This window comes from Nocardia sp. PLKS1-43 (genome assembly GCF_059510335.1).
In genome coordinates this window covers 170,270-194,942 of the sequence record NZ_JCAJZQ010000005.1, presented here as the reverse complement: position 1 = coordinate 194,942, position 24,673 = coordinate 170,270, and the positions used below count along the sequence as shown (strand labels likewise).

30 protein-coding genes are annotated in these 24,673 nt (G+C 66.3%); 11 read left to right on the top strand and 19 right to left on the bottom strand.

Annotated elements, in window-relative coordinates:
* Positions 1–70: 70 nt before the first annotated feature.
* Both AC5WS7_RS20345 and AC5WS7_RS20340 read right to left on the bottom strand, forming a co-directional pair.
* Positions 71–646: an NUDIX domain-containing protein gene (locus AC5WS7_RS20345; protein WP_495956125.1), complete on the bottom strand. Its 576-nt coding sequence runs from the start codon at positions 644–646 to the stop codon at positions 71–73.
* 67 nt (positions 647–713) lie between these two features.
* A complete protein-coding gene (locus AC5WS7_RS20340) occupies positions 714–1,166 on the bottom strand; it encodes a PPOX class F420-dependent oxidoreductase (protein WP_495956124.1) in 453 nt (150 codons plus the stop codon).
* 64 nt (positions 1,167–1,230) lie between these two features.
* On the opposite strand from AC5WS7_RS20340, the gene AC5WS7_RS20335 reads away from it, so the two are divergent.
* On the top strand, positions 1,231–1,719 hold the full coding sequence (locus AC5WS7_RS20335) for a MerR family transcriptional regulator (protein ID WP_495956123.1): 489 nt from the start codon (positions 1,231–1,233) through the stop codon (positions 1,717–1,719).
* A 19-nt stretch (positions 1,720–1,738) separates the two neighbouring features.
* Here AC5WS7_RS20335 and AC5WS7_RS20330 read toward each other — a convergent pair whose 3' ends face one another.
* Entirely contained in the window at positions 1,739–2,260 is a 522-nt protein-coding gene (locus AC5WS7_RS20330; RefSeq protein ID WP_495956122.1) for a MarR family winged helix-turn-helix transcriptional regulator, read from the bottom strand.
* A gap of 53 nt (positions 2,261–2,313) precedes the next feature.
* On the opposite strand from AC5WS7_RS20330, the gene AC5WS7_RS20325 reads away from it, so the two are divergent.
* Positions 2,314–3,030 carry an SDR family NAD(P)-dependent oxidoreductase gene (locus tag AC5WS7_RS20325; protein WP_495956121.1) on the top strand — a complete coding sequence of 239 codons (717 nt, stop codon included), beginning with the start codon at positions 2,314–2,316 and terminating at the stop codon, positions 3,028–3,030.
* 316 nt (positions 3,031–3,346) lie between these two features.
* Here the strand turns inward: AC5WS7_RS20325 and AC5WS7_RS20320 are convergent, their stop codons facing one another.
* A complete protein-coding gene (locus AC5WS7_RS20320) occupies positions 3,347–3,763 on the bottom strand; it encodes a CBS domain-containing protein (RefSeq protein ID WP_495956120.1) in 417 nt (138 codons plus the stop codon).
* A gap of 52 nt (positions 3,764–3,815) precedes the next feature.
* Positions 3,816–4,322 (bottom strand): hypothetical protein, encoded by a 507-nt coding sequence (locus AC5WS7_RS20315; protein WP_495956119.1) that lies wholly within the window; start codon positions 4,320–4,322, stop codon positions 3,816–3,818.
* A gap of 113 nt (positions 4,323–4,435) precedes the next feature.
* Here AC5WS7_RS20315 and AC5WS7_RS20310 point away from each other — a divergent pair, with 113 nt between their 5' ends.
* Complete coding sequence (locus AC5WS7_RS20310) at positions 4,436–5,080, top strand: DUF2267 domain-containing protein (RefSeq protein ID WP_495956118.1); 645 nt, start codon at positions 4,436–4,438, stop codon at positions 5,078–5,080.
* Between the two features lie 507 nt (positions 5,081–5,587).
* On the opposite strand, the gene AC5WS7_RS20305 is transcribed toward AC5WS7_RS20310, so the two are convergent.
* Both AC5WS7_RS20305 and AC5WS7_RS20300 read right to left on the bottom strand, forming a co-directional pair.
* Complete coding sequence (locus AC5WS7_RS20305) at positions 5,588–6,277, bottom strand: response regulator (RefSeq protein WP_495956117.1); 690 nt, start codon at positions 6,275–6,277, stop codon at positions 5,588–5,590.
* Positions 6,274–7,902 carry an ATP-binding protein gene (locus tag AC5WS7_RS20300; RefSeq protein ID WP_495956116.1) on the bottom strand — a complete coding sequence of 543 codons (1,629 nt, stop codon included), beginning with the start codon at positions 7,900–7,902 and terminating at the stop codon, positions 6,274–6,276. The genes AC5WS7_RS20305 and AC5WS7_RS20300 overlap by 4 nt, the downstream gene beginning before the upstream one ends.
* Before the next feature lie 166 nt (positions 7,903–8,068).
* Between AC5WS7_RS20300 and AC5WS7_RS20295 the strand changes: the two genes are divergently transcribed.
* The 3 genes from AC5WS7_RS20295 to AC5WS7_RS20285 are packed head-to-tail and all read left to right on the top strand — an operon-like array spanning position 8,069 to position 10,935.
* Positions 8,069–8,926: an ABC transporter ATP-binding protein gene (locus AC5WS7_RS20295; protein ID WP_495956115.1), complete on the top strand. Its 858-nt coding sequence runs from the start codon at positions 8,069–8,071 to the stop codon at positions 8,924–8,926.
* Entirely contained in the window at positions 8,923–9,843 is a 921-nt protein-coding gene (locus tag AC5WS7_RS20290; RefSeq protein WP_495956114.1) for an ABC transporter permease, read from the top strand. The genes AC5WS7_RS20295 and AC5WS7_RS20290 overlap by 4 nt, the downstream gene beginning before the upstream one ends.
* Before the next feature lie 45 nt (positions 9,844–9,888).
* Positions 9,889–10,935, top strand: a complete 1,047-nt coding sequence (locus AC5WS7_RS20285; RefSeq protein ID WP_495956113.1) for an ABC transporter substrate-binding protein — start codon at positions 9,889–9,891, stop codon at positions 10,933–10,935.
* A 560-nt stretch (positions 10,936–11,495) separates the two neighbouring features.
* Here AC5WS7_RS20285 and AC5WS7_RS20280 read toward each other — a convergent pair.
* The 5 genes from AC5WS7_RS20280 to AC5WS7_RS20260 form a co-directional block, all read right to left on the bottom strand.
* Positions 11,496–12,860: a 2OG-Fe(II) oxygenase gene (locus tag AC5WS7_RS20280; protein ID WP_495956112.1), complete on the bottom strand. Its 1,365-nt coding sequence runs from the start codon at positions 12,858–12,860 to the stop codon at positions 11,496–11,498.
* Between the two features lie 705 nt (positions 12,861–13,565).
* Positions 13,566–13,916 carry an AcrVA2 family anti-CRISPR protein gene (locus tag AC5WS7_RS20275; RefSeq protein ID WP_495956111.1) on the bottom strand — a complete coding sequence of 117 codons (351 nt, stop codon included), beginning with the start codon at positions 13,914–13,916 and terminating at the stop codon, positions 13,566–13,568.
* A gap of 41 nt (positions 13,917–13,957) precedes the next feature.
* Entirely contained in the window at positions 13,958–14,572 is a 615-nt protein-coding gene (locus tag AC5WS7_RS20270; RefSeq protein ID WP_495956110.1) for a TetR/AcrR family transcriptional regulator, read from the bottom strand.
* Entirely contained in the window at positions 14,569–15,441 is an 873-nt protein-coding gene (locus AC5WS7_RS20265) for an SDR family NAD(P)-dependent oxidoreductase (protein ID WP_495956109.1), read from the bottom strand. Before AC5WS7_RS20265 ends, AC5WS7_RS20270 begins: the two co-directional genes overlap by 4 nt.
* Positions 15,442–15,576: 135 nt before the next feature.
* Positions 15,577–15,942 (bottom strand): helix-turn-helix domain-containing protein, encoded by a 366-nt coding sequence (locus AC5WS7_RS20260; protein ID WP_495956108.1) that lies wholly within the window; start codon positions 15,940–15,942, stop codon positions 15,577–15,579.
* A 503-nt stretch (positions 15,943–16,445) separates the two neighbouring features.
* Between AC5WS7_RS20260 and AC5WS7_RS20255 the strand changes: the two genes are divergently transcribed.
* A complete protein-coding gene (locus tag AC5WS7_RS20255) occupies positions 16,446–17,447 on the top strand; it encodes a YihY/virulence factor BrkB family protein (RefSeq protein WP_495956107.1) in 1,002 nt (333 codons plus the stop codon).
* Positions 17,444–17,605, top strand: coding sequence for a hypothetical protein (locus AC5WS7_RS20250; RefSeq protein ID WP_495956106.1), 162 nt, complete (start codon positions 17,444–17,446; stop codon positions 17,603–17,605). Before AC5WS7_RS20255 ends, AC5WS7_RS20250 begins: the two co-directional genes overlap by 4 nt.
* A gap of 96 nt (positions 17,606–17,701) precedes the next feature.
* Here the strand turns inward: AC5WS7_RS20250 and AC5WS7_RS20245 are convergent, their stop codons facing one another.
* Positions 17,702–17,938 (bottom strand): hypothetical protein, encoded by a 237-nt coding sequence (locus AC5WS7_RS20245; protein WP_495956105.1) that lies wholly within the window; start codon positions 17,936–17,938, stop codon positions 17,702–17,704.
* A complete protein-coding gene (locus AC5WS7_RS20240; RefSeq protein WP_495956104.1) occupies positions 17,916–18,401 on the bottom strand; it encodes a PPOX class F420-dependent oxidoreductase in 486 nt (161 codons plus the stop codon). The genes AC5WS7_RS20245 and AC5WS7_RS20240 overlap by 23 nt, the downstream gene beginning before the upstream one ends.
* Positions 18,402–18,486: 85 nt before the next feature.
* On the opposite strand from AC5WS7_RS20240, the gene AC5WS7_RS20235 reads away from it, so the two are divergent.
* Both AC5WS7_RS20235 and AC5WS7_RS20230 read left to right on the top strand, forming a co-directional pair.
* Positions 18,487–19,491 (top strand): RNA polymerase subunit sigma-70, encoded by a 1,005-nt coding sequence (locus tag AC5WS7_RS20235; protein WP_495956103.1) that lies wholly within the window; start codon positions 18,487–18,489, stop codon positions 19,489–19,491.
* Between the two features lie 50 nt (positions 19,492–19,541).
* Positions 19,542–19,706 (top strand): hypothetical protein, encoded by a 165-nt coding sequence (locus AC5WS7_RS20230; protein WP_495956102.1) that lies wholly within the window; start codon positions 19,542–19,544, stop codon positions 19,704–19,706.
* 24 nt (positions 19,707–19,730) lie between these two features.
* Here the strand turns inward: AC5WS7_RS20230 and AC5WS7_RS20225 are convergent, their stop codons facing one another.
* The 5 genes from AC5WS7_RS20225 to AC5WS7_RS20205 all read right to left on the bottom strand — a co-directional run bounded on the left by AC5WS7_RS20225 (position 19,731) and on the right by AC5WS7_RS20205 (position 23,698).
* Positions 19,731–20,339, bottom strand: coding sequence for a dihydrofolate reductase family protein (locus AC5WS7_RS20225; protein WP_495956101.1), 609 nt, complete (start codon positions 20,337–20,339; stop codon positions 19,731–19,733).
* Entirely contained in the window at positions 20,336–20,659 is a 324-nt protein-coding gene (locus AC5WS7_RS20220) for a YciI family protein (RefSeq protein WP_495956100.1), read from the bottom strand. Before AC5WS7_RS20220 ends, AC5WS7_RS20225 begins: the two co-directional genes overlap by 4 nt.
* 95 nt (positions 20,660–20,754) lie before the next feature.
* A complete protein-coding gene (locus AC5WS7_RS20215) occupies positions 20,755–21,762 on the bottom strand; it encodes a sigma-70 family RNA polymerase sigma factor (protein WP_495956099.1) in 1,008 nt (335 codons plus the stop codon).
* A gap of 20 nt (positions 21,763–21,782) precedes the next feature.
* Entirely contained in the window at positions 21,783–22,526 is a 744-nt protein-coding gene (locus AC5WS7_RS20210; RefSeq protein WP_495956098.1) for an alpha/beta fold hydrolase, read from the bottom strand.
* A gap of 161 nt (positions 22,527–22,687) precedes the next feature.
* The gene (locus AC5WS7_RS20205; RefSeq protein WP_495956435.1) at positions 22,688–23,698 is read right to left on the bottom strand and encodes a sigma-70 family RNA polymerase sigma factor; all 1,011 of its coding nucleotides are present in this window, start codon (positions 23,696–23,698) and stop codon (positions 22,688–22,690) included.
* Between the two features lie 154 nt (positions 23,699–23,852).
* Here AC5WS7_RS20205 and AC5WS7_RS20200 point away from each other — a divergent pair, with 154 nt between their 5' ends.
* Positions 23,853–24,452 (top strand): dihydrofolate reductase family protein, encoded by a 600-nt coding sequence (locus AC5WS7_RS20200; protein WP_495956097.1) that lies wholly within the window; start codon positions 23,853–23,855, stop codon positions 24,450–24,452.
* Positions 24,453–24,673: the final 221 nt, after the last annotated feature.

Here is a 24,673-nt window from a genome sequence, read left to right as displayed (position 1 = left end):
GCATTCTGCGCCGAACTCCTTCCCGCGTCCCGGAATTCGGGTTCGACGGAGTCGTCGGGGACGGCGTCGCTCAGGCCGAGTTGCCCTGCGAGATCTCGGCCCGGAGTTTGGTGAGGAACCGTCCGAGGTGCGGGTCGGATTCCGGGGTACCGCGCCGGGTGATGTCCCACCAGTCGCCGCCGTCGAATTCCATTGGGTCCAAGAAGTATTCGCGGTTGCGAGAGCCGCGGATGACATACCACAGGGAGACGTCGGTGTGCGGAAGGTCTTTGCCGACAGTCTGTGTCACGGTGAGGAACAGCGGGCGTTCGCCGACAACGGTGAATTCGGCGTCGACGCCGAGTTCTTCGGCTGCCTCGCGGGTGGCCGCGGTACGGGGGTGTTCGCCCGGCTCGACGTGCCCGCCCATCGGAAGGTGCAGTCCGGCGAGCCGGTGCCGGCCGAGAAAGATGCCGTGTTCATCGGGATCGACGAGCACGGCGTAGGAGACCAGATGCTGTGGCGGAGTTGCGGGTTTGACGCGACGGAAGATGTCGTCGGTACTGGCGAGCCAGGCCAGAGTCCGGTCGATGTGCTGCCGCTCGAGCGGGTCCAGCGGTTCGATCGCGGTCACGATCTCGGCCACGAGCGCGGTGTCGGGATGCATGCCCGGAGACCATAGCCCCCGGCGCCGACAACCTCGGCTTCCGGTTCCGCGTGCACGGGAGGCGGTGTCAGCCCGCCGGATCCAGCTCCACGCGCACGATCGCACTGTCCGGCCACAACGTTTTCGCCCGCGTTCGCCGCAGCTTCTCGCGTGCGCTCAGATCCCGGTGGACGTTCACCACGCCGGGGATACGGATCATCGGCACGACGTTCCACTGCCAGCCGTACCGCTTGCGCAACGCTCGGTTCGCGGCCTCTGCGTCGTCGCCGGACAAAATCGTCGCGCGTCCGGTCACCGCCGCGGGATCGCCGGTGATCCGGCCGCGATAGTCGCAGGGCCGCAGCTCGACGCGCGGGGAGGCGGTCAGTCGCCGGGTCTTCGGGCCGATCTTGGTGCGGAACAGAAGGGTGGTGTCGTCGAGCCGGAACCAGATCGGGGTGTCGACCGCGGTGCCGTCGCGCCGAAAGCTGCGCAGCAGCGCGTAACGGGACCGGGCCAGGTCAGGGTAGGAGAGCGACATGCCGATATTCGACAACTTCGAGCCGACTGGAAGTCAAGCCCGATGTCGAGTCATTATCGGTGCCATGAACGCCCCGCTGTCCATCGGTGAGGTCGCCCGGCGCTCCGGCGTCGCGGCGACGACACTGCGTTATTACGAGGATCGCGGGCTGCTGCGGCCGCCGGAACGCGTGGGCGGACGTCGGCGCTACGACGAGTCGGTGTTGACCCGGCTTCGGGTGATCGAGATCTGCAAGGCCTCCGGATTCGGTCTCGACGAGATCGTCGTGCTGCTCGCCGACGAGACGCCCGACCGATCCGCGACCCGGGCGCTCGCTGCGGCCAAGCTCGCCGACATCGATGCGCGCATGGCCACCCTCGTGCAGGCGCGGGCTCTCATCGAATGGGGTCTGCGCTGCACCTGCCCTTCCCTCGAAAGTTGTACCTGCGGTGTACATCCGCAAGTGGTGAGCGGCGAGGGTGTCCGGTTTCCGAATCCGCCGCTGCTACCGGTTCCGCCGACGGCCGAGAGGTCGGCGCCGAGTTCAGCCGCTCGCCTCGGACCGGCGGAGTGATGCAGGGCCGGCCGAGACCCTAGATCAGGTGATCCGGGCGTACCGCCGTTGCCAGACAACGCAATCCGTCCGTGAGGGCGGTGCGCTGGTCCGCGGTGAGGGATTCGGTGAGTGCGGTCTCGTAATCGAGCAACTCGCGGACCACTCGCTCGATCAGCTCATGGCCCCGGCGGGTCAGGGTGACCAGGACGCCGCGGCGAGAAGCGGTGGTCGGCGCACGGGTGATCAGGCCCGCGGTTTCGGCGCGGGCCAGTCGCTGCGAGATGGCGCCGGCGGTCACCAGACCGCGGGCGGTGATCTGGCGGGTGGTGAGCTGATAGGGCGCACCGGCACGGCGCAACGTACTGAGCAGATCGAGTGTGGACTCATCGATCTCGAGCCGGTCCAGAGTCCGGCGCCGCTCATCGCTCAACAGTTTGGCCACTCGCCACAGTGGGGTGATGACCTCGATGGATTCGGTTCGAGCACCCGGTAATTCGCGTTGCCAGGCGGCGGCGATCTGCTCCGCCGTCGGCACGGTGTCCCTCGTCGCGCCCGACATTCCTCGCACTCCTCATGTATGTTTAGCGCTAAATATATCGAAGGAGGGTGCTAATGGCCAGAACCGTCGTGATCACCGGTGGCAGCCGGGGACTCGGAAGACAGGTGGCGCAACGCTTCTGCGAACTGGGGGATCGCGTGGTGATCACCGGTCGTTCGGATCGGGTCCGGAAAACGGCCGCCGATCTGGGAATCACCGGAGTCGAGTGCGACGCGAGCGAGCCCGCGAGCGTCGAGGCGTTCGCCGCGCGACTCGATGACGGGGTGGACGTGCTGGTCAACATGGCGGGCGGCAATGCCGATCTCGTCGCTCCCGCGCCGGAGTCGTTGAAAGATATTGCGGCGCAATGGAATGCCAACCTGTCGGCGAATCTGCTCAGCGCGGTGCTGACCACCTCCGCGCTGCGCGGCCGTCTCCGCTCGGGAGGGTCGCTGATCAATGTCGGCTCGATCGGCGCCGAGTACGCCTCGAGTTCCTACGGCGCGGCCAAGGCCGCCCTGGCCGCCTGGTCGGCGGGCCTGTCGGCCGAGCTGGCGCCGACCGGGATCACGGTCAACGTCGTTTCACCCGGCTACATCGAGGACACCGACTTCTTCCAGGGCAAGCTCACCGACGAACGCCGCGCACAGCTGATCGCGGCGACGCACGACAAACGCCCGGGACGTCCCGGAGACGTGGCCGATCTCATCGAATTCCTGGCCTCCCCGCACGCCCGCCACATCACCGGCCAGACCATCCACCTCAACGGCGGCGCCCACACCACGCGCTGAACTGCGGACCCCATCCGGCTTGCGCCGCCGTTGCGCCACGCGGATGCACTCGCAGGAGCAACTTGTTCGGCCGCCCCGGCAGTTGGCGTCCGGCTCGGCCGGGCAGACGGGTACGCACGTCTTGTGCGGTGCCGATTCGGCTACTGCGCTACCGGTCCGTAATTCGCCTTGCCGCCCGCGCTTGGGCGAATCGTCGGTCACGATCCGAACATTTTGTTGCACAACCGATTCCGAGGCACCGCAATCGACTGACAGACCTGAGGCGTGGTCTCGATTCGGTGTCTGCCGGAAACAGGTCAAGGGTTCGCCGGTGTGGCTATTGCGCGCACACCGCTTCCACGAATTCGCCGACCTGTTGTTCGCGCAGTGTTCGGGACAGGTCGGCCTCGCTGATGATGCCGACCAGTTCCTTGCCTTCGATGACCGGTAGCCGGCGGATCCGGTGGGTTTCCATGGTGGCCAGCACGTCGCCGATATCGGTGTCGCCGGTGACCGTGATCAGTTCCTCGCCTGCGAGCATGCCGGTGGTGGCGTGTCGCGGGTCTTGGCCGGTGGCTATGCATTCGACGATGATGTCGCGATCGGTGACCATGCCGACCGGGTTGCCGTGCGTATCGCACACCGGCAGGGCGCCGACGTCCAGATCGCGCATTCGGCGCGCGGCCTCGGCGAGCGAGGTCTGGGCGGAGATCGTCTCCACGCCGGCGTGCATGATTTGCCGAGCTGTGGTCATGGTGGCTGCCTCCTCGAGTAGATGCCGAACTCCCGTTCGCCCGATTTCATCGTCAGCTGATTGCCGGGATGTCGACAGAGGCGAAAGTCTGCCGACACCCGGCCTCGAGTCGTCCGTCCCCGAAAGCCGCGACTTGTGGCACTTCCACCTGCCCTGTCGTGCGGCCGAGACTGAACCGACCACCGTGTCCCGCCTTGGAGGCGCCATGCAGCAGCCAACGGATCTCGGCCCGGATCAACGGCAACTCCTCGCCCGGCGAGCGCTGGAGGACCGCGACCACGACGTGCACGCTCTGCTGCGTGTGCGCTGCGGACGAGGCCACCATGTGGCGACGGTTTTCGGCACTGTCGCAGGCGCGGTTTACGAGTCGTGGGTCGGCATGCACGCACACGGGCGGCGCGACTTCGTCGACGAGGCGCATCACGCTCCCCGAAAGCGAACCCGGTACGTCGACCTGCTCGATGCGGGCCCGGGTGCCGACGATATGGTGCCCGCCGGCTGCGAATGCGGCGGTCACGGGCTGTCTCGAGCCGAGATGCGCAGCGCCATCGATGCGCACACCCGCACCCTTCAGCTCCGCTGACCGCCCGTCGGCGCCGGGGCCTGGTCGACCAGGCTGCGAAGTGACATCGGACTCTAGTTGCGTTCGTGTGGCAGTTCGACGCTGGATACATGGCAACACAGAGCGATCCCCTCGCACCCGCGATTCATACCGCCCACGAATGGCTGCATGCGGTCGCCGAGCGGATCGGCACCGACGACCGCGCCTTCACCTACCATGTGGTGCGCGCCTGGCTGCACACCGTGCGCGACCGTATCGGCGTCGCCGCTTCGGCCCGTCTGACCGCCCAACTCCCCGAAATCCTGCGTGGCATCTACTACGAGGACTGGGTACCCGGCCATGTACCGGTCCGGCACCGTACCGACGAATTCGTCACTCAGTTCGCGCATGAGGCGATGGTCACCCGCGACCAGGTACCCGCCCTGGTCGGCGCGGTCACCGACGTGATGCTGCAACGCTGCTCCCGCGGCCAGCTGGACGGGCTGTTCGCGGTCCTGCCGGCACCCCTGCGAGAGCTGGTGCGCGGTTATCCGGAAGCTCCGCGAGAAACGGCGGGTGCCGCGGGTCACGGCGACGGCCGCCGGATGGACGCGCTCGAACACCGCCTGCAACTGCTCGGCGACGCGGTGGCGGCACTCGCCCGCGGCCTGGAGGAACCGCCGGCCACCGGCGATGAGAACCGATCGGTCGCCGCCCAGCAGGCTCACCGGCTCCTCGTGCGCGAACATCTGACCACCGCGCCCTCCGGATATTGATCCGCACGGCTGAACCGAATCCGCCGGTCGGACCTTCGCCGACCACACCGAGATCGACCAGGCCGCCCGCCGCGCGACCGCCGCCTCAACGCCCGCGCACGACCATGGATCCGGGGCCGACCAGCTCCCGAACCGCTCGCCGCCGGTTTATCCACCATTTCGAGTGAACCGAGGACTTCTGTACTGCTGAAGATGCGAATACTGCTGAAGACGCAAATTGGCTGCCCGGCGCCACCGGTCCGCAAACGTGACCGAACCGACCGGCCGACACTCATCGACGTCACCGAGTCGGGATCGGCCGACAAGGGCACAACGGCGCCGGCCGGGCCCGGCATCGCCACCGCCGACGGTGGCGGGGAGCTTGGAAGGGGTCTGGTAACCCGTTGTGCAGCAGCGCATCCGAACCATCCCGCACATGTCGGCCCGGCCCTGCACCCGTAACCCCGCGGCCCGCCGTCGAGGAGTCGGAACCGGTGATCTCGACAGAGTCCAGAATCGGCGGCGGCTTCACTGCCCGTCGCCGTGTTCGCCCCAGCGGTAGAGGTGTTCGGGTCGCCCGGCTGCGCCGTAGCGCAGTGCGATGTTCACAGTTCCGTTGTCGTGCAGGAACTTGAGGTATCGGCGGGCGGCGGCTTGGCTGAATCCGGCGGCGGTGGCCAGCTCTGTGGCGGTTAGTCCCCCGGGGGTTTGGCGTAGTAGGGAGGAGACGTGGGTGAGGGTGGTCGCGGAGATCCCTTTCGGGAGCGAGTCCGCGCCGCTGCTGCGCAGCCGCCCGTAGAGCCGATCGATGTCTGTCTGTGCTGGTGTGCGCATGCGATCGAGTTGGGTGCGGGCGGCGGCGTAGCTGGTCAGCCGCTCTTGGAATATCCGGAAGGTGAATGGTTTCACCACATAGTGCACGACACCCAAATGCATTGCCGAGCGCAGGATTTCGACGTCCTTGGCGGAGGTGATCGCGATGACGTCGACCGCCGTGGTGCGCGTTGCCCGGATTCGGCGCAGCACCTCGATGCCGCCCATATCCGGCAGGTACATGTCCAGCAGCATCAGATCCGGCGTCAGGGTCGTGACCGCGCGCAGGGCGCCGGTGCCGGTGGTGGCCTCGCCGATCACCTGGAACCCATCGACACGCTCGGTGAATTGGCGGTGCACCGACACCGCCAGGGGGTCGTCGTCGACGACGAGTGTGCGGATCATGATCGGTCCTGCGCTGTCGTGCTCGCGTATCGCAACGGGGTGACGACGGTGAACAGCGCCCCGCCGTCGTTGCGGACCTCGATGCGGCCACCGCGGCGGTGCACTTCCCGGCTGACCAGCGCGAGCCCGAGGCCGCGGCGGCGGTCGGCGGCCCGGGCGGCCTTGGTGGTGTAGCCGTGCCGGAAGATCTCCTGCGACAACGATTCATCGATGCCCGGCCCGGAGTCGTGTACCCGGAACTCGAGCTCGGCGTCGCCGACGACGATGGTGACCTGGACTCGGCCTCCGGCGTGGGCGGATTCCAGTGCGTTGTCGATCAGGTTGCCCAGCACGGTCACCAAACCCTCGACGCCGTCGAGTTCCTCGTGCAGGGTGCCGGTGGTCGATACCGCCAGCTCGATCCCGCGTTCGGATGCGACCGCGGCCTTGCCCAGCAACAGTGCCGACAGTATCGGGTCACCGACACCCTCGACCACCCGCGAGGCCAGTTGCTGGTGCACCAGCGAGGTGCGGTCGATGAAGTCCACCGCATCCTGATAGCGGCCCAGCTCGATCAGTCCGCCGATGACGTGCAATCGGTTGGCGAATTCGTGTTCCTGGGCGCGCAGCGCGTCGGCCAGGGAGCGGGTGTCGTTCAATTCCCGCAGCAGTTCGTCGAGTTCGGTCCGGTCACGCAGGGTGACCACGGCGCCGACGGGTCGCCCGCGCACCTCTACCGGCATGTGATTGACGACCAGGATGTGGTCACCGACAAGGATGATCTCGTCCCGCCCACTGACTCGACCGGCCAGCACCTCACGCACCCGCCCGGCCGGCACGAGATCCGCCAAGAGTTCGCCGACCGCGGCCGCCCGATCGATATCGAGCAGCCGCTCGGCTTCGTCGTTGACCAGTGTGACCCGCTCGTCGAGGTCGAGGGTGATCAGTCCCTCGCGGGTGCTGTGCAGCATGGCTTCGCGCTGTTCGAGCATGGCGGTGATCTCCGCGGGTTCGAGGCCGTAGGTCTGGCGTTTGATTCGCCGGGCGACCAGCAGCGCGCCGATCACGGCGAGCACCAGCGCCAGCAACGGCGGGAGGAAACTCTGCACCAGCCGCGACCACAGGTTCCGGTGCACGTCCTGTACCCGGGTGCCGACCGATACCAGCCCGATCACCTGGCCGGTGTCGTCGCGGATCGGCGCCTTGGCGCGCACCGACCGGCCCATCGACCCGTGCTGCACCCCGATGTAGGTGCCACCGGTCAGGACCGCGTCCGGGTTCTCCCCGGGGTCGTTGAGCAGTGAGGTGCCGATCAACGCCGGATCGGGGTGCGAGTAGCGCACACCGCGCCGGTCCGCCACGACGACGAAGGTGGCGCCGGTGGTGCGCCGGAACGTTTCGGCGATCGGATCGATCACCCGCGCGGGATCCGATCCGGAAAGCCCTTGCACCACAACAGGGTCCGCGGCCACCATGCGCGCGATGGTCAGTGAGTTCGTACCGGCGTCGCGGTCCAGCTCCTGACTTTCGTCGCGCAGCGAAAGATAGCCGTCGACGCCCGCGAACACGAACAGAATGCCGAGCAGCAGCACGAGTACCTGGGTCGAGATACGCCAGCCACGGCGCCGGCGTGTGAAGGGCGTCACTCCGGGGATCGTAACGCATGGTTCGCCGTCCGATCAGTGAGCTTTATATACAGAAATGCGCGTAAGCCACACAAAGCGCGACCGGTGCCGGAAAGGTCGACGTGACCCGGTTCACCCTCGATAGTCGAGCGGTATCACCAGCTCCACCAGTTCAGGAGACGATGCGATGCTCGCTCGAACCACCCAGCCCCCACCGGCGACCCGTTCCGACGCCCGGATCGAACTGTCCGGGGTAACCCGACGATTCACCAGCCCGACCGGCGAGGCGTTCACCGCCCTGCACGATGTCGACTTGAGCATCGAACCCGGGACGTTCTGCGCGATCGTCGGCCCCACCGGCTGCGGCAAATCGACCACGCTGGGCATGATCTCCGGGCTGGACCGGCCGACCGCGGGCGCGGCGCGGGTCGGCGGCACGGTGGTCTCCGGCATCACGCCGGGCACCAGTTTCATGTTCCAAGCCGACGCACTGCTGCCGTGGAAGAGCGTGCTCGCCAATGTCGGACTCGGGCCGATGTTCCGGCATCTGCCCAAACGGCAGGCCCAGCAGCTTGCCCGCGACTGGATTCGCCGGGTGGGCCTGGCCGGTTTCGAAAACCACTACCCGCATCAGCTCTCCGGCGGTATGCGCAAGCGGGTGAGCCTGGCGGCGGCGTTGATCAACGAGCCGTCGATCCTGCTGATGGACGAACCGTTCGGCGCGCTGGACGTGCAGACCAAGGCGATCATGTCCAACGAACTGCTGGCGCTGTGGGAACAGACCCGGCCCACGGTCGTTTTCATCACCCACGACCTGGAAGAGGCCATCGCGCTGGCCGATGTGGTGGTGGTGATGACAGCCCGCCCCGGCACGGTCAAGGCCCGCTACGAGATAGACCTGCCACGGCCGCGCGGCGCGGTGCAGGAGATCCGGTTCCAGCCCCGCTTTCTCGAACTGCACCAACAGATTTGGCAGTCGCTACGCGAAGAGGTCGAGCAGGCCTACGCACAGACCGCCGCACCGCAGGAAGGAGCGCGAACATGACATCTCGGGAACAAGCAGCTCGGGAACAAGCACAGCCCGAATCCGCGCTCGCCGCACTGCAGCACGACATCCGCCACGTGACCAGCGAGATCGACCTCACCGTTGCGGCCCGCCGCAAGGCGCGCAGGCGCGCGATCGAGGTGAATGCCGCGCGGGTCGCGGTGTTCGTCGTGGTAGTCGGCGGCTGGCAGCTATTGACCGGCTGGAAGGTGCTGGACCCCTTCTTCTTCGGCCGGCCCAGCGGCATCGTGTCCACCCTGATCGACTGGATCGAGCACGGCACCCAGTACGGCTCGGTGTGGGAGCAGATCTGGATCACGATGAAGGAGGCGCTGCTCGGCTTCGTCTACGGCGTCGCCGCCGGTATCGTCGCAGGCATCCTGCTCGGTCAGGTGCAATTCCTCGCCGACGTAGCGGGCCCATATATCAAGGCGCTCAATGCGATGCCGCGCATCGTGCTCGGTTCGATCTTCGTGGTGTGGCTGGGTCTGGGCACCGCGTCGAAGGTGATGCTGGCCGCGGTGCTGGTCTTCTTCGTGGTGTTCTTCAACGCCTTCCAGGGAGTCCGCGAGGTCGATCACAATCTGCTCGCCAACGTCCGGGTACTGGGCGCCTCGCGCTGGCACATTGTGCGGCACGTGGTCCTGCCCTCGGCGCTGACCTGGATCACCGCCAGCCTGCACGTCGCGTTCGGCTTCTCGGTGATCGGCGCGATCGTCGGCGAATTCCTCGGCTCGCAAAAGGGATTGGGACTGGTGATCTCCACCGCGCAGAACAACTTCAACCCCGACGGGGTGTTCGCGGCCATGATCATCATCGGCATCATCGCGCTGACCGCGGAATTCCTCATCACCCGGTTGGAGAGCCGGCTGCTGGCCTGGCGCCCCGCGACGCCGGCCGCATCCGCCGGCATCTGACCGTGACTTTATTGATTCGCAACGTTTTTCATCGAAGGAATACCCATGAAAACCGCACTCCGTGCGCTCGGGGCCGCCGCTGTGGTCGGCCTGGCCGTCACACTCACTGCCTGCGGCGGCAGTAGCAACAGCGGTGGCCTGCCTACGGTCACCATGATGGTCGGGGGCATCGACAAGCAGATCTACCTGCCCTATCAACTCGCCGACGGGCTGGGTTTGTACAAGAAGTTCGGGGTCGACATGCAGTTGAGCACCGAACAACAAGGCGGCGTCGGCGCCGAGGACGCCGTGGCCTCGGGCCAGGTCGACATGGCCGGAGCCTGGTACGTGCACACCATCAACTTCCAGCAGGCCGGCAAGAACATCATCTCGGTGGCACAACTCAGCGGCGCGCCGGGCGAACGAGTGATGTGCGCCAAGGACTCCGCAGTACACACTCCCGCCGACTTCAAAGGCAAGACCATCGGCGTCACCGACCTGGGCTCGGGCACCGACGATCTGACCCTCGGCCTGGCCGCGCACGCCGGTCTGCCGACGAAGGACTTCAGCCGCCTCGGCGTAGGCGCGGGCTCCACCCTCGTCTCCGCGTTGCAGCAGAACCGGATCCAATGCGCGATGACCACCGAGCCCACCGTGACCGCGCTACAGCACAAGGGCGTCGCTGCCCCCGCCATCGACATCGCGACCACCGCGGGTGCGAAGCAATGGTTCGGCGGCGTCTATCCCGGCGCCGCGGTACTGGCTCAGTCGAGTTGGATCGATTCACACAAGAAACAGACCCAGGCGGTAGTGAACGCGCTCGTGGCCGCGATGCACTACATCGCCACACACAGCGCCACCGATATCGCCGATCATCTTCCGCCACAGTTCGTTTCCAACGGCCTGATCACCAAGCCGGACTACATCGCGGCCCTGCAACGAGACAAGGACCAGTTCCTGCCCGACGGCATGATGCCGGCCGGCGCACCCCAGACCGCCCTGGCCGTCGACAAGGACGCCGGCCACGTGACGAAGGACATCGACCTGTCCAAGACCTACACCGACGCCTATGCGATCGAAGCGAACAAAACGCCTGGCGTCACCGGCAATTGACGGCAACCGGCACCACTCGGCAGCAGCTGGCGCCAACCGACCCTGCCGCTCGCTCCGGCAGATGAGGGGCGGCCGGCGGACCTCCGAGGTCCGCCGGCCGCGGTGCGTCGTCCTGTCGAACGCTGCGGCCTTCGCGTAGCCGTCCTGCAGCGCCGGCCAGCCGCCATCGGAGCCGACCGCGTCGCGCATGGATTGCGGACCGTCGCCGTGGTTTTCGAATCCGGAATGCACCAATGTGACCGCGGCGCGCCCGCTGTCGACAGCGGTGGAGGTGACATCGACCCGGCTGGTCTCGGCCTGGTCGGGCTGAAACCGCCAGTCCACCGAAGATCATGGTGTCGGAAAAGTCTTGCGCCGACTCTGTAGGCGACCGGCCACCGCGGCCGTCGCTCCGCTACGGGCTACGGGTCGACTTCACGCAACTGGTTCGGGTTCGGTGCTATCAGGTCATATTTCCTGGTCGGAGTGGGAGTGCTCGTCGGAAACACCTTCGGCATGGCATTGGTGCTCACCGGATTCGTGCTCGACGAATCTTGCTCAGGTATGGTGCTGCTCCTCGTTCAAACGGGTCCGTTCCCGGGGCGCACGATGACGGCTGCGCGCCGGTACCAGCGATCCACCGTGTTGCCCTCATTGCCGGTGAATCCCTCGGCTTCGACAGCGAACGGCTGTAGCTCCAATTCTGTTGTGTCGATACAGATCTCGGTGGGAGAGACCTTTCGGGTAACCGGCCCGGTCATTTCTCCCGCTCGGTCGATCCACCACGTCAACGTGAGATGTGAGTTCGGCTTGTCCAGTTCTTCGGGTGTCATCCGGTCGGGATGGTCGATGGGCAGGGAACCTTCGGCGCGTTCCTCTTCCAGCGGACCATCCTCCAAGATCTCGTTGGGTTCCCACTCGTCCTGGACCAGTTCCCAGTTGCCGTCGATGTGTTCCCAGCGGCGCCGCCGCCCGCACATCCAGAACTCGTCCGCGAGGTCGTCGCTGCTGTGGTGGTCCCGCACCTCCGCCAGGGCCAGGGCCGTGTCGTAACCCGCGGCCGAGGCTGCGGCGAGGAGAACCTGCGTGCGGGCCGCGTCGGCGCCCTTGAGCCGATCCCACCCGAATCCGCGTTGGGAATACTGGTGATCCAGGAGGTAGACGAGCCGGTCCGGTGGGTGCGGGGATGCGGGATCGCCGCCGCGCCAGCTCGTATCCGGTACCGGTGTGGTGAAGTGCTCGTGCAGCCGTTCGGCCAGCGCCGCGACGGCCGGGTCCGTCGCGCCGGTATCGGCGATCGGGACGGCGCGTGGGCCTGCGATCAGGTTGTAGGTCAGCGAGATTCGAGTGCCGCGGGTCACCGGCAGCACCTCGTGCTCGCAGTCGGTGTAGAACGCGACCAGGCCGATTTCGCCGGGAGACCCGTGGTCGACCACCCGCTCACCGTGATGTTCGACCACCAGCTCCCCGCCCGTGAAAGTCGACGGCAGCGTTACCACCAACGTGGCGATCATGCCGTCGGACTTCTCCGAATCCCGGTGCCGCCGAAAGAATTGCCCCGGTCCGTAGATCAGCATCGAATGCAACTCGGCCGAGAGCTCGCAACCCGGCGGCAGACCCAGATCGAACCGCAGCGCATCCAGGACCGGCGCCACCCCGCGGCGCCAGCGGTCCTGGTCGACGGTGATGAGTTCGCGGGGAATCTCCCCGGTATCGCGCACGCTCGGATCCAGCAGCGTCTGCTCACCCAGGCCGTAACGGGCCGGACGGGCGATCCTGCGCAACTTCAGCGCCTGCACCGGCATCACCGGAAACTCAAGCGGGCCAATCCCTTCCACCTCGATCGCCAGATCCGCGACCGATGCGGTACGGCAAGCGACGAAGGAGCCCGGCGGCCGCACCGACCTCAAGAACTCGCCGATAGCCCGTAAAGTCTTGTCCGTCATCCCGTCTCCCACGCTCGCCGAACGGCACTCCCAGCATCCTGTCAGAGGTTCCCGAACGCCGCGAGCGTCAGTGCGCCACCCTCGCGCCACCCGGCGACCACGGCCCCGACGACCGCAATGCCTCGCCACGATCCGGCCCCGACCAGTTTCCCGAACATGTTGCGCCCCACTCGATATCGACCGTCACCGTAGGCGTGTCACCCCGGCGCCGTATCAAGCCCTGTCCGGCAACCGAAAGTCGATCTCAGGCGACCCCGGACATCCAGTGAGCACCCGTCATTCGGAGAATACGACCATCGTTTTCGGTGATATGCATGCCTTCTCGCAGGCGCACGCCAGCACTACCGGCAGAGGGCGAACTCCGTCCTTCGCCTGGCAAGTCCCGCCATTCGAGCAGTGGCCGTGGCCCTCGTGTCATCGAGACTGGTATCTCGCCCTGGCGATGTGGGGCAGTCACGGACGGCTACTACGGGCCGACACCGTTCAGGCCGCATCGGAACCTCGGGTGAGCGGGGCAGCGCATCGTTCCGTTGCGCGTTACGACATCCCTGGACCCGGTGGAAAGGAAAAGACCAGTGGGTCGCAAGCACGCGGGCGCCGTTGGACGGCGGCATCGGCGGGGTCGATCTGAACCGCCACATAATGATGTGCCCCTTCGGAAAGTATTGCGGACCAACGAGTTCAGAGATGAGGTACGGGTCCCGCCTAGCTCACCGCGCGCTGATGAATGCCCCAGATCTGGACACGATCACCGAGAAGCTCCCTGACAACACGAAGATCGACAAGGTGCTCAGGAGCCAAGGCCTCGACCCCGGCAAGGATTCGACCAAAATTGTTATGTCCCTGTCGGTTTCGGCGCAGTCCAGTAGGTGTGCTATCAGCGCGCCGGATGTGCGGCCGAACTCGTTTACCGGCCTCCGCGGACGTCTCGAAGGCCGCCTTGCGCGCGGCGAAAAGCTCTGGCCCGATGTCGAATCCGACATCGACGACCGTGCTGGGGCTGGGGCGCGTGACGCTTCTTGCGGCGGCCGAGCACTTCGGTGCCGGCGGCGGCACATGCCGGTGTAGGTGTGGTCGTTTGTGCCGGGGTGTCGGCGTTACCGCGTTGCCCGGGTGAGTTCCTCCCGCCCTGCGATGAGCGCGCGCACCGCTGCGGCGGCCTGGTCCGCAGCGTGGTTGCAGGCTCGTTCGTCTGTTCCGAATGCGTTGTCGAGCAACAGTAATGCGTGACCGTGCGCGGTGGCCGCGATCGCCGAGGCGATACGGTCGGCGTGCTCGCGGTCGAGCTCGGCGGCGGGACTAGTGAACGCTGCATGGATCGGTGCTGCGGCGGTGTCGATCTCACTGTGCCGGGTTTTGTCCAGTCCGGACCCGGTCAGAGTGGAGAACAGCGGCCGGTGTTCCCAGGCGAACCGCACATAGATGTGTGCGGCAGTGGCCAGGCGGTCGGTCGCGGACCGGCGCGGTTCGATGTCGGCCAGACGGTGGGACAGCAGCTCGGCGGCGTGGACCGCGACCGCGGTGAGCAGTGCGTCCCGGTCGTGGAAGTGTCGGTAGGGCGCCGAGGCCGCGACGCCGAGACGGCGGCTCGCCTCAGCCATGGTGAAGGCCTGCGGGCCTTGTTCTGCCAGCAGTGCGATGGCGGTGTCGATCAGGGCAGCGCGCAGGTCTCCGTGGTGGTAGCGGCCTGCCCGCGCGGCGCGGCCCGTCACGCCGGCACCGGGAAGGGAACGAGCCTGCGCATGACCGCGTCCCAGCCACGGTCGCCGAGTGCCCGCCGGGCCAGGGGTGCGATCCGGGCCTGCGCGCCGATCCGGTACCGCGCCTTCGGGTTTCGTGCGGCGGCGGCTTTCACGATGACCGCGGCCACGTCGGCGGCGGCGAGCACGCCGCGGGCGCCGTCATGGTGCGCTCGCTCGGTCATCGCGGCCACGTTGTTCTTGTAGGCCTCGTAGACGCCGGTCCCGGCCTCGGCGGGGGTGCGGCGGGCGCTGTTGGCCAGGAATTCGGTGCGCACCGAGCCCGGCTCGATCAGCACTACCCGCACGCCGAAGGGCCGCACCTCCGGCCGCATCGCATCACAGAGCGCTTCGAGCGCGTACTTTGTCATCGCGTACGGGCATCCGGTGGGGGGTGTCACCAGGCCCGCCGCCGAACCGATGTTGACGATGGTGCCCGCTCGTTGGGTGCGCATGCTCGGCAGCACCAGTTGGCACATCGCGATCAGTCCGAAGACGTTGGTCTCGAAGGTTTCTCGCATCATCGTCAGCGGCACCTCTTCGACCGGCCCGCCGCCACCGTGACCGGCGTTGTTGACCAGCACACCAACCGCGCCGTGCTCGGCTTCGACCTGCCGCACCGCAGCCCGGCGCGACTGTTCGTCGGTGACGTCCAGTTCCACTACTCGACATCCCGCCTGTTCCAGGTCCCGGATATCGGTCAGCCGGCGTGCTGAAGCCCACGTCGGGAATCCGGCTCGGGCGAACGCCAGCGCCGTGGCTCGCCCGAGTCCGGACGAACAGCCTGTTACCAATACGGCTCGTGAGGGCGGCTGCACCGCCCCTATGTGATGAGTATTCACAATGTGAAGGCTAATCACATTTGTCCCTGTGGGCAAGAAGTCGTGACATGGCCGCTTGTATGTATCCGTCGGCCCCGATGATTGCTGTCCGTCGTCCGGCGGCCCGGCCGGTGACACCGCTGGTCGGGAGCGCCGTCAGCGGTGCGGGTCCTGTGATTCGTGCTCGTCCAAGGCGTGTTGCAGGGTGGCGTTCAAGGACTGGGCCTCGGTGAGCTGATCTTCGAGGATCACAATCCGGCAGGCGCCTTCGAGGGAGTTGCCGGCGTCGATCAGTGCGCGCACGCGCGCGGCGATCCGCAGCTGGTAGCGCGAGTAACGGCGATGCCCGCCCGCGGAGCGTTGCGGGGTCAACATGCGCACGGCGTCGAGACTGCGCAGGAACGCCTGGGTAACGCCGAGGATCTCTGCCGCGCGGCCCATGCTGTAGGCGGGGAAGTCCTCGTCATCGAGTCTGCCGGCCCCAGCGGAACCGTCGGTGGGAGTCGTATCCGATTGCTGCACAACACCTCTCGAGATTGAAAACGCCGGGAGGCCCCGGCGCGGGTGCGCCGGGGCCTGGAATCTACATATAAAGGGGACAACTGTCACCGGCCTCGAGGGCCGATGATGCGCACCGCACCCGAAGTTTCTCGGGTGCGGAACTGACAGGGACTACTCAGTGGCCACCACCTCCGATATGTGCCGAATCCTGCCTGCGAAGGTCCTTATCGTGGTGTGCACCGTCCCCTCCGGCGGCGGTCCAGGCCGGGAGGTTGGCCGGATTCTCGTCTGCGCCGGAGGGGGCGGGTGTACCGCATACCAGGCAGTTCACCTGCCCAGTCACTCGATCTCTCACTTCAACGAGAGTGAAGTTACACATCGGAACACGTAATGTCTAGAGTTTCTACTGTAGATTTTTGGCAGGATGTGGACGGTCCGCCGCAGTCGCGCGCAGGGCACGATCGGCTGATCGCCACCACGATCGCCTGCAGCGCATCATCGCCCGCTTCGAAGAGGAACGCGCCATGCACCACATCGGCTCAGGCGGCCAGGAGCCGCGCGATGCAGACGATCATCCAGCTGAGGAAGCAACGGCCGAGCATCCCGTCCCCACGGGTGGTGCCCGCGCCGCACCGGCCACCGACGCCAACGACGGCGGCCCGGCGGGAAGGCACGCGTATTCGACAGCACTCGGGCGCACCGTGATCACCGCCTGGGACGACAGCATCACCGACTGGGCGGCCGCCATGACGTACTACACCTTCCTGGCCCTGTTCCCCGTGTTACTGGTCATCGTCTCCGTGTTCGGGCTGTCCCAGCCCGCCGCGACGCCGGGTCTGATCGAGCACGTCACAGCCCTGGTTCCCGCGCAATCGCGGGACTTGATTCGCAGCGCCCTGCAAGCGATGATCCGCCAGCGCTCGGATGCCTGGCTGCTGACCGGCTTCGGCACGGCTGCCGCCCTGTGGTCGGGATCGAGTTACCTGAGCGTCTTCCGGCGCGCCATCTACGCCATCCATCACGCCGACAGCCGCCGCCCCGTATGGCGAACGGCCCCACGCATTCTCATCAGCGCGGCCATCGTGGTCTCGCTGCTCGTCGCCAGTGCTCTCGCTCTCGTCCTCACCGGAACCCTGGCGGCCGAAATGGGCCGCCTGCTGCGAATCGGCAGCGCCCCACTCACGGTCTGGGACGCGCTGCGGTGGCCCGTGCTCCTCACCCTCGCCATCACCCTGGTGCTCGTGCTGTACCGGTCGGGCCCGAGCTGGACGCGCCCGATACCCCTGATGGCGCCGGGCGGAATCCTGGCCGTCGCGCTGTCACTGGCCTCCTCCGCCGGCTTCGCCCTCTACGCCTCCCACGCAGCCACCTACGGCCGGCTCTACGGCTCGCTGGCCGGCCTGGCCGTCTTCCTGATCTGGATTTGGCTTTCCAACCTCGCCCTGGTCATCGGTGTCCAGTTCAATGCCGAACTGGCGAAGATCCGAGCCCAACGCGCACCGCACCGATCAAACGCAGGTACGTGAGAGTCCGTACTGCACAGCGCGGGTGGAGCGGCCCGGCACGAGCGCTGCTTCTGACCCTGACCCGGCGACTGCCCCTCACCGGACCCGACCTCAGCGTCGACGGCGACACCGACCTCGCTCAGCACTGGCTCGACAACACCGCACACGTCAGCGGCTGACCGGCACCAGCGGATGCGCTTCACCCATATGTTCGCCCGTCACAGCCGGCGCGTAGGCCAGGCTTTCGATCAGGGTGCCGACATCCGACCATCCGGTCACGCCGCCGAGTGCGCGATATGCATCGAACGCCCGTTCGTCAAGAACTGCGAAAGCGGAGGTCTTGTTGTCGACACGTGATCGAACTCGGTGTCGGGCAGCGTGTACGGATCGGCGAGCAGGGTGTGTCTGTGTTCGAGGTGCTCGAGATCGAGGACGAGGACCACGCGCTCATCCAATCCATCGAGGACGTGCCCGGCCGATGACGTGCCACTACTCCTGAGCCCGCTGCTCATCTGCACTCCCGGCGGCTCCGAAGATGCTCGCGAACGTCGGCACGTAGACGTGTTGGGGGATGATCCGGACAGTGACGCGTTGCGCTCCCGGTTCGGGGGGAGGAGTGGCGCCGCCCATGTACAGGTCGTACATCTCCTGGTGAAACGCCCCGGTTGGGTCGTCGGTGAGTTCGACGGTGCCCGTGATGGCGACATAGTTCGGTCCGTCGCCGGCCTGGTTGGGGCGGTCGGTCGGGAGGCCGTGGATGAGTAGGTTCACCCGCGGGTCGCGGCTCATGTTGGTGGTCTTGCGGCGGCCCTTGATGGTGCTGAACAGGAGGGTGTCACCGTCTTGCTTGACGAAGATCACCGAGGTCTGTGGCTTGCCGTCCGGGTCGATGGTGGCCAGGACCGCAAGGTGCGGAAAGTCGGCAAGGATGGAGTGGACGGTTTGATTGAGGATCGGATGGTCGAGATCGGTCATATCTGTTGGACTCGGCGAAAGGCATCGAGGAATCGCGGGGTTGCCGATTCTTTCGAGAAGCGGCGGGAGTCGACATGGTGTGACGATGACCAGCGTGGACTCCGACCGTTTCGAGGCAGCGACCGCCGGCTACCGGCGGGGGCTGCTCGCGCACTGTTACCGGATGACGGGCTCCGTTCAGGACGCCGAAGATCTGGTCCAAGAGACCTATCTGCGAGCGTGGCGGGCGTTCGACCGGTTCGAGGGGCGCGCGTCGGTGCAGACCTGGCTGTACCGGATCGCGACCAACGTGTGCTTGACCTCGCTGAACGGCCGCAACCGACGTCTGCTGCCATCGGGACTCGGGTCACCGTCGACTGATCCCCACGCGGCTGCTGCCCCACCGGCCGGTGATGTTGCCTGGCTTCAGCCGATTCCCGACCGCCTGGTTGTTGACGAGCGTGGCGACCCGGCAGAAGTGGTCGTCGCGCGTCAGAGTGTGCGGATCGCGCTCGTCGCCGCCGCGCAGATCCTGCCAGCGCGGCAACGCGCCGCGTTCCTACTCTGCGATGTCCTCTCCCAATCCGGCGCCGAGGCCGCTGCCGCGCTCGGTGTGTCGCTCCCGGCTCTCAAGAGTCTTCTCCAGCGGGCGCGAGCACGACTCGCACAGCGCACCGTGGTCGATCAGGACCTCGCCGAGCCCACCGACAAGCGCGCCCGCCAGCTCCTCGATCGGTACATCGCCGCGTTCGAGCAGTCGGACATGGAAGCGATCGAGGATCTCCTGGCCGACGACGCCATCCTGGAGATGACCGGCACCCCTACGTGGTTCGCCGGTAAGACAACGTGTGTGCCGTACATCGCCACCCAAGCCATCGGCCGGCCCGGCGACTGGCGAATGGTTCCGCTGCACGCCAACGGCCAGCTCGCCGCTGCCGCCTATCGTCTCGACGCCAGCGGCGATTACCGCCCCTTCACGATCGTCGTCCTGGCGACGAGCCGGACCCACCTCACGCGAATCTCGCTGTTCGCAGAGCCCACGCTGTTCGACCGCTTCGACCTTCCATCGGCTATCACACTTGCCCCTGGAAATTCTTCCCTGGAACACTGATGCGTTCGTGGAAAGTACTGCGGCAGTGAGTGTTTCGTTGCGATGATGACATGGAGGTCGTTCTCGTGGAGGGTTGTGGCGGTCGATGTTGCGGGTCGCGGACGGAGGCCGATATCGACCATCCCGCCGATGCCGATCCGCTCGATCACGGCGTGCGCAAGCTGGACGGGCTGGTGCGGCGGATCAAGAGACGCGACCAGATATCGCGCTGGTGACCGAGGCGACCTTTTGGGTGTCGGTCATCGTGATCTCAGCTCATGGGTCTCGTAGGTGAGCTTGACGACCTTCGAGAAGGTTTTCACGGCTGTGAGCTTCAATTCGGCGTATTGACCTTCTTGGAAGTACTGTTTGCCGCGGCCGAGCAGTAGTGGGTAAACGGTCATGTCGATGACATCGATCAGGCGTTCTCGCAGCAGCGTCTCACCGAGTCGGCCGTGGCCCAGGATCAGCAGGTTCCCTCCTGCCTCCTGTCTGAGCCGGGCCACCTCGGCGACGACGTCGCCTCGAACGATGGTCGTGTTGCCCCAGTCGGCGTGTTCCAACGTGGAGCTGAATACATATTTCCGGATCGTGTTGAGCCGGTCGGCCCACATAGGCTTGTGGGTGCCGCTGCCGTAGAGCTTGGCGAACCCCTCATAGGTGGTGCGGCCGAACAGAATTGCGTCGCATGCCAGCAGCAGGCCCAAACCATCGCGCAAATATGCCTCGTCCTGGTATTCGCCGACCCGCATCATCCCTACCGGATCCTCGTAGACGCCGTCCGCCGAAACCAGAACGTACTCGATCACCTTCCACGTAGCGCCCGCCCGGCTGATCGGATCTTCCGGCGTGCCGATTTCGATGGTCATGCCGCACCACCGGCTGGTGCGGTGCCCGCCTCGAGGTCCACCGCCGCGCCGACCTGGACTGCACCGCCCTCGGCCAGGGCTGGGCAGCGCTCGGCGATCGCGACCGCCGCCCCCAGATTCTCGACCTCCACGACCGAATAGCCGCTGGGCACGCTGCCCATGCCGCAGTCGCCCACGGTCGTTGCTCCGTGTGTCGGCAGACCCTGGTCGATGACCTGGTCTCCCAGGGCATCGAACCAGGCAGCCCACGCCAGGAGCGTTTCGGGCTTGCCGGGTGTGAATTCTGGGGGCATTCGGTAGGTGAACACGAACTTCGCCATTGCCGACTCCTTCGATGTCGTCTGAACGGTTCGGCGCGCCGTAGAGTGCGCCGTCATTTGTTCAGATCCCACGCTCGGGCAGAACTGGGCGGTGCTTATCCAGGAAGTGTGCGAGGGAGGCCGAATCGGGCCAGGATGCTGTTGTCGAACCGGGTCAGGGCGGTGATGTGGTCGGCGGCGAGGGTGAGGACCATCAGACCTGTGGAGTGCCAGGTCGACGTGCGGGAGTCCAGGAGATAGACGCCGAAGGCCGGTTGACGGTTGGCGCGTGTCGGGATCAGACGATAGCGGGGGGCGTGGGCGAAAACGGCGGTTTGGAAGCGTGTAACTGCCTCGCGCCCGAGGTATTCGACCGGCAGCGGGGGCATCGTCAGTCGGACGTCGTCGGTGAGCAATGCGACGACGCCGTCGACGTCGCAGGATTCGAAGGCCCTGGTGAGCTGTTCGACGAGCCGCCGCTCGGCCGGTGAGTCGGGCGGCGGTGGCGGCTGCTGTGTCCCGGCCCGCTGCCGCACGCCCGCCCGGGCGCGTTTGAGGGCGCTGGTGACCGATTCCTCTGTGATGTCGAGGAATTCGGCGACATCGGCGGCGCGGTAGCCGAGTACGTCACGCAGGATCAGCACGGCCCGTTGACGTGGCGGGAGCAGTTGGACCGCGGTGACGAAGGCAAGCGATATCGCCTGTGTGGACTCGTAGCGTGCTTCGGGGCCGGGAGCGGGGTCACCCAGGCCCGCAAGCAGGACGTCGGGATATGGCTCGAGCCACACGACCTCGCCGTGCGCGGTCGGCTCGGGCAGGTCGAACCTGGCCGGGCTTTCACTGGTTGTCGCCATTCGGGGCCTCCTACTCGCGGACCTCAACGTCTTGAGGCAGCGGTTCGTCGCGACGCGGTAGAGCCAAGTCCGGACCGAGGACCGTTCCTCGAACCCGCAGAGTCCCTTCCACGCGTCCAACAGGGTTTCCTGCAAGGCGTCCTCGGCGTCGTGCATCGAACCGAGGAACCGGTAGCAGTGCGCCATCAGTTCTCGACGGAAGGGCTCGACGAGCTCGCGGAATGCCTCGGCGTCACCGGCGCGGCACCTGGCGATCAGCTCGGCTGTCACGGCATCGTCCTCGTTTCCAATCAGTCGCGGCCTGCCGCGACAAGGCCGTCGGCCAGCTCGGCGGGTCGGCTGAACATCAGGTAGTGCGAGCCCGGAAGCTGCACGATTCGGGCGAGGGGACCCAATCGCTGGGCGAATCGCGGGAAGGAAGCGTACTCGCCGGGCGGCATGGCGAAGTCACTGATCGGATTCACGTAACTGGCTTGCAGTCCTCCCGACGCGATCAGCTCGTGAAACGTTTCGAGGTCGAGTTTGTCGGTGAAGTAGCTGACCGGCATGGGCGACATCTGGGCGTAGATCGCTGTCGCGGCGGCGGAATCCATGTCGTTGCAAGCGCGTTCGCGGATTACCGGGAACGGCATGAGGAAGCCCTGCGCGGGGTCGGTCATGTCGAAGAAGGCGGCGTCTGCCGGTGGGAATTCGTCGGCGAGTGCGTGGCCCGCGGCGGGGACGAATGCGCTCAGGAATACCAATCGTTTGATTCGCGACAGCGCCTGTTCGGCGCTTTGGGCGATGTAGGCGCCGCCGATCGAGTGGCCGACCAGGACGACATCGGACAGGTCGTGGTCGTGAAGGTAGGCGGTCAGGGAGGCGACAGCGTCGGCGTGTGTCAGCGTCATCGGATCGCCCGGACGGTGCCCGGCCAGGGTCGGGGTGTGCACGGTGTGCCCGTTGCCGCGTAGCGCGCCTGCGGTCTGTTCCCATATCGCGCCGGTCTGGAATGCCCCGTGGACCAGCACGAACGTCAGAGTTGCGGTAGTCATTTCGAACTCCTGTCAGTAGGTGACATCGGCCGATGCGGTCGGCTCGTCATCCAGGTAGATCCCGCGCGCCGGTGCAATTGGGCGGCCTTCGCGGCTGAATCGGGCGGACATCACGTATCGCTGGTCGGGTCGGTGTCGCGTGGGATGGCCGCAGAGGCGGTTTACGGTGTGTTCGGGAGGGTTTGTGGCAGGCCGAATGTGGAGAAGACGGTGTTTTCGAAGCGGGTGATGGCATTGATTCGGTCGTGGGTAAGGGTGAGGACGAAGACGCCGGCTCCGTGCATACCGGTGGGAGTGTGTTGGTAGACGCCGAATGCGGGCTGGCCGTTGGCTCGCGTCGGCACCAGTTGGAATGTCCGACCCGTACCGAAGGCGAAGGCGAAGAAGCGGGCCACGCTGTCTCGGCCGCGGTATTCCAGCGGTATGGGTGGCATGGACATGAAGACGTCGTCGGTCAACAGCGCCACCAACGCGTCGATGTCGGCGGATTCGTAGGCGCTGGCGAATCGGGCCGCGATTGCGTTCTCGGCGGGTGAGTCGGCGGCGGGCGGCTGCGCTGCGGCAGTGGTCACCGGCAATCGGCGCTGCATTCCCGCACGCGCCCGTTTTAGGGCGCTCTTGACCGATTCGACGGTCGTGTCCAGCATGTCGGCTACTTCGTTCGCGTGAAATCCGAGGACGTCGCGCAAGATGAGGACGGCGAGCTGGCGAGGCGGCAGGATCTGCAGGGCGGTCACAAAGGCCAGGGAAACGGATTCGGTTTGCTCGTAGCGCGCCTCCGGACCGAGCGGCACACTGATCGCACCGTCGAGAAGCGCGTCGGGATAGGGCTCGAGCCAGTGAATTTCGCCGAATCCGGTGGGCTCCGGTGGTTCGACTCCTGGGATATCCCACTGTTGGGCGGGACGTCGGCGAGCTGCGCGCAGCGCATCGAGGCACCGGTTGGTGGCGATGCGGTAGAGCCAGGTACGAACCGAAGCGCGCCCGTCGAATCGTTCGAGACCTCGCCACGCGGCGAGCATGGTGTCCTGCAGAGCGTCCTCGGCATCCTGAAGCGATCCGAGCATCCGATAGCAGTGCACCTGCAACTCGCGACGGTGTGGCTCGGTCAACGCCCGGAACGCCTCGCCGTCGCCGGCCCGTGCCCTCGACATCAGGTCCGTTCTCACCAGCTCCACGCTCGCCACCTCACTCCTTTTATGCAGTTCCATCCTGTATGGACGTCTGGCGAGGCGCGAACGGGGCGGTCACCCCGACCGCCCCGTTTTCCGATGCGGCGGCGTCTACCCAGTGACAGCCGACAACATCGTCGAAGGAGCATGGAAAATGGGAAAGATCGTCCTCACCTCGAACGTCACGCTCGATGGAGTGGTCCAGGACCCGGACGGCGCGGAAGGCTTCGCGCAGGGCGGCTGGTTCCACCAGTTCGTGGGGGCCGAGGACCTCCAAGACTGGACCGTCCGCGAGACGCAGGAAGCCCTCGATGCCGAGGTGCTGCTGCTGGGCGGGCGGACCAATGCGTGGTTCGCGGACCGGATGACCGAGCAGAATTTGGCAGAAGGCCGAGTGGGCCCCGAGTGGGCAAACAGAGTGCGCAGCATGCCCAAGTACGTCGTGTCCTCGACCATCGATGACCCTCGGTGGAGCAACGTCACGGTCCTGGGCGGCGATGCGGTCAAGGAGGTTTCGGAGCTGAAGCAGAAGGTGAATGGGGAAATCCTGATCTACGCCAGCTATCAGCTCGCACGCACGCTGATCGACCACAACCTGCTCGACGAACTGCGGCTGGTCGTGTTCCCGGTCGTCGTGGGAACCGGCCTACGTCTGTTCGACGAGACCAGCGACAAGAAGCCGCTCCACCTGGTCAACACCCGAAAAATCGGTGACAACCTGGTGTTCTACAGCTACGAACTCGCGCGAGGCTAACGCTCGCACACGGCGACGATCCCCGCACCAGGAATTCGGCGCGGGGATCGTCGTTGTGCAGAGCGCTGGACCGAGGGCAGTCGCATCGTTGCCCTGGTTGCCACCACGCCCGCGACTACAACCGCCCGGTCGAACTGGTCACGACATGCTGAACCACTACTTCACCGAGGCCCTGGCCGTTGCAATTCAGGATGGCGCCGACCGGAGTTCCATTTCGCGCA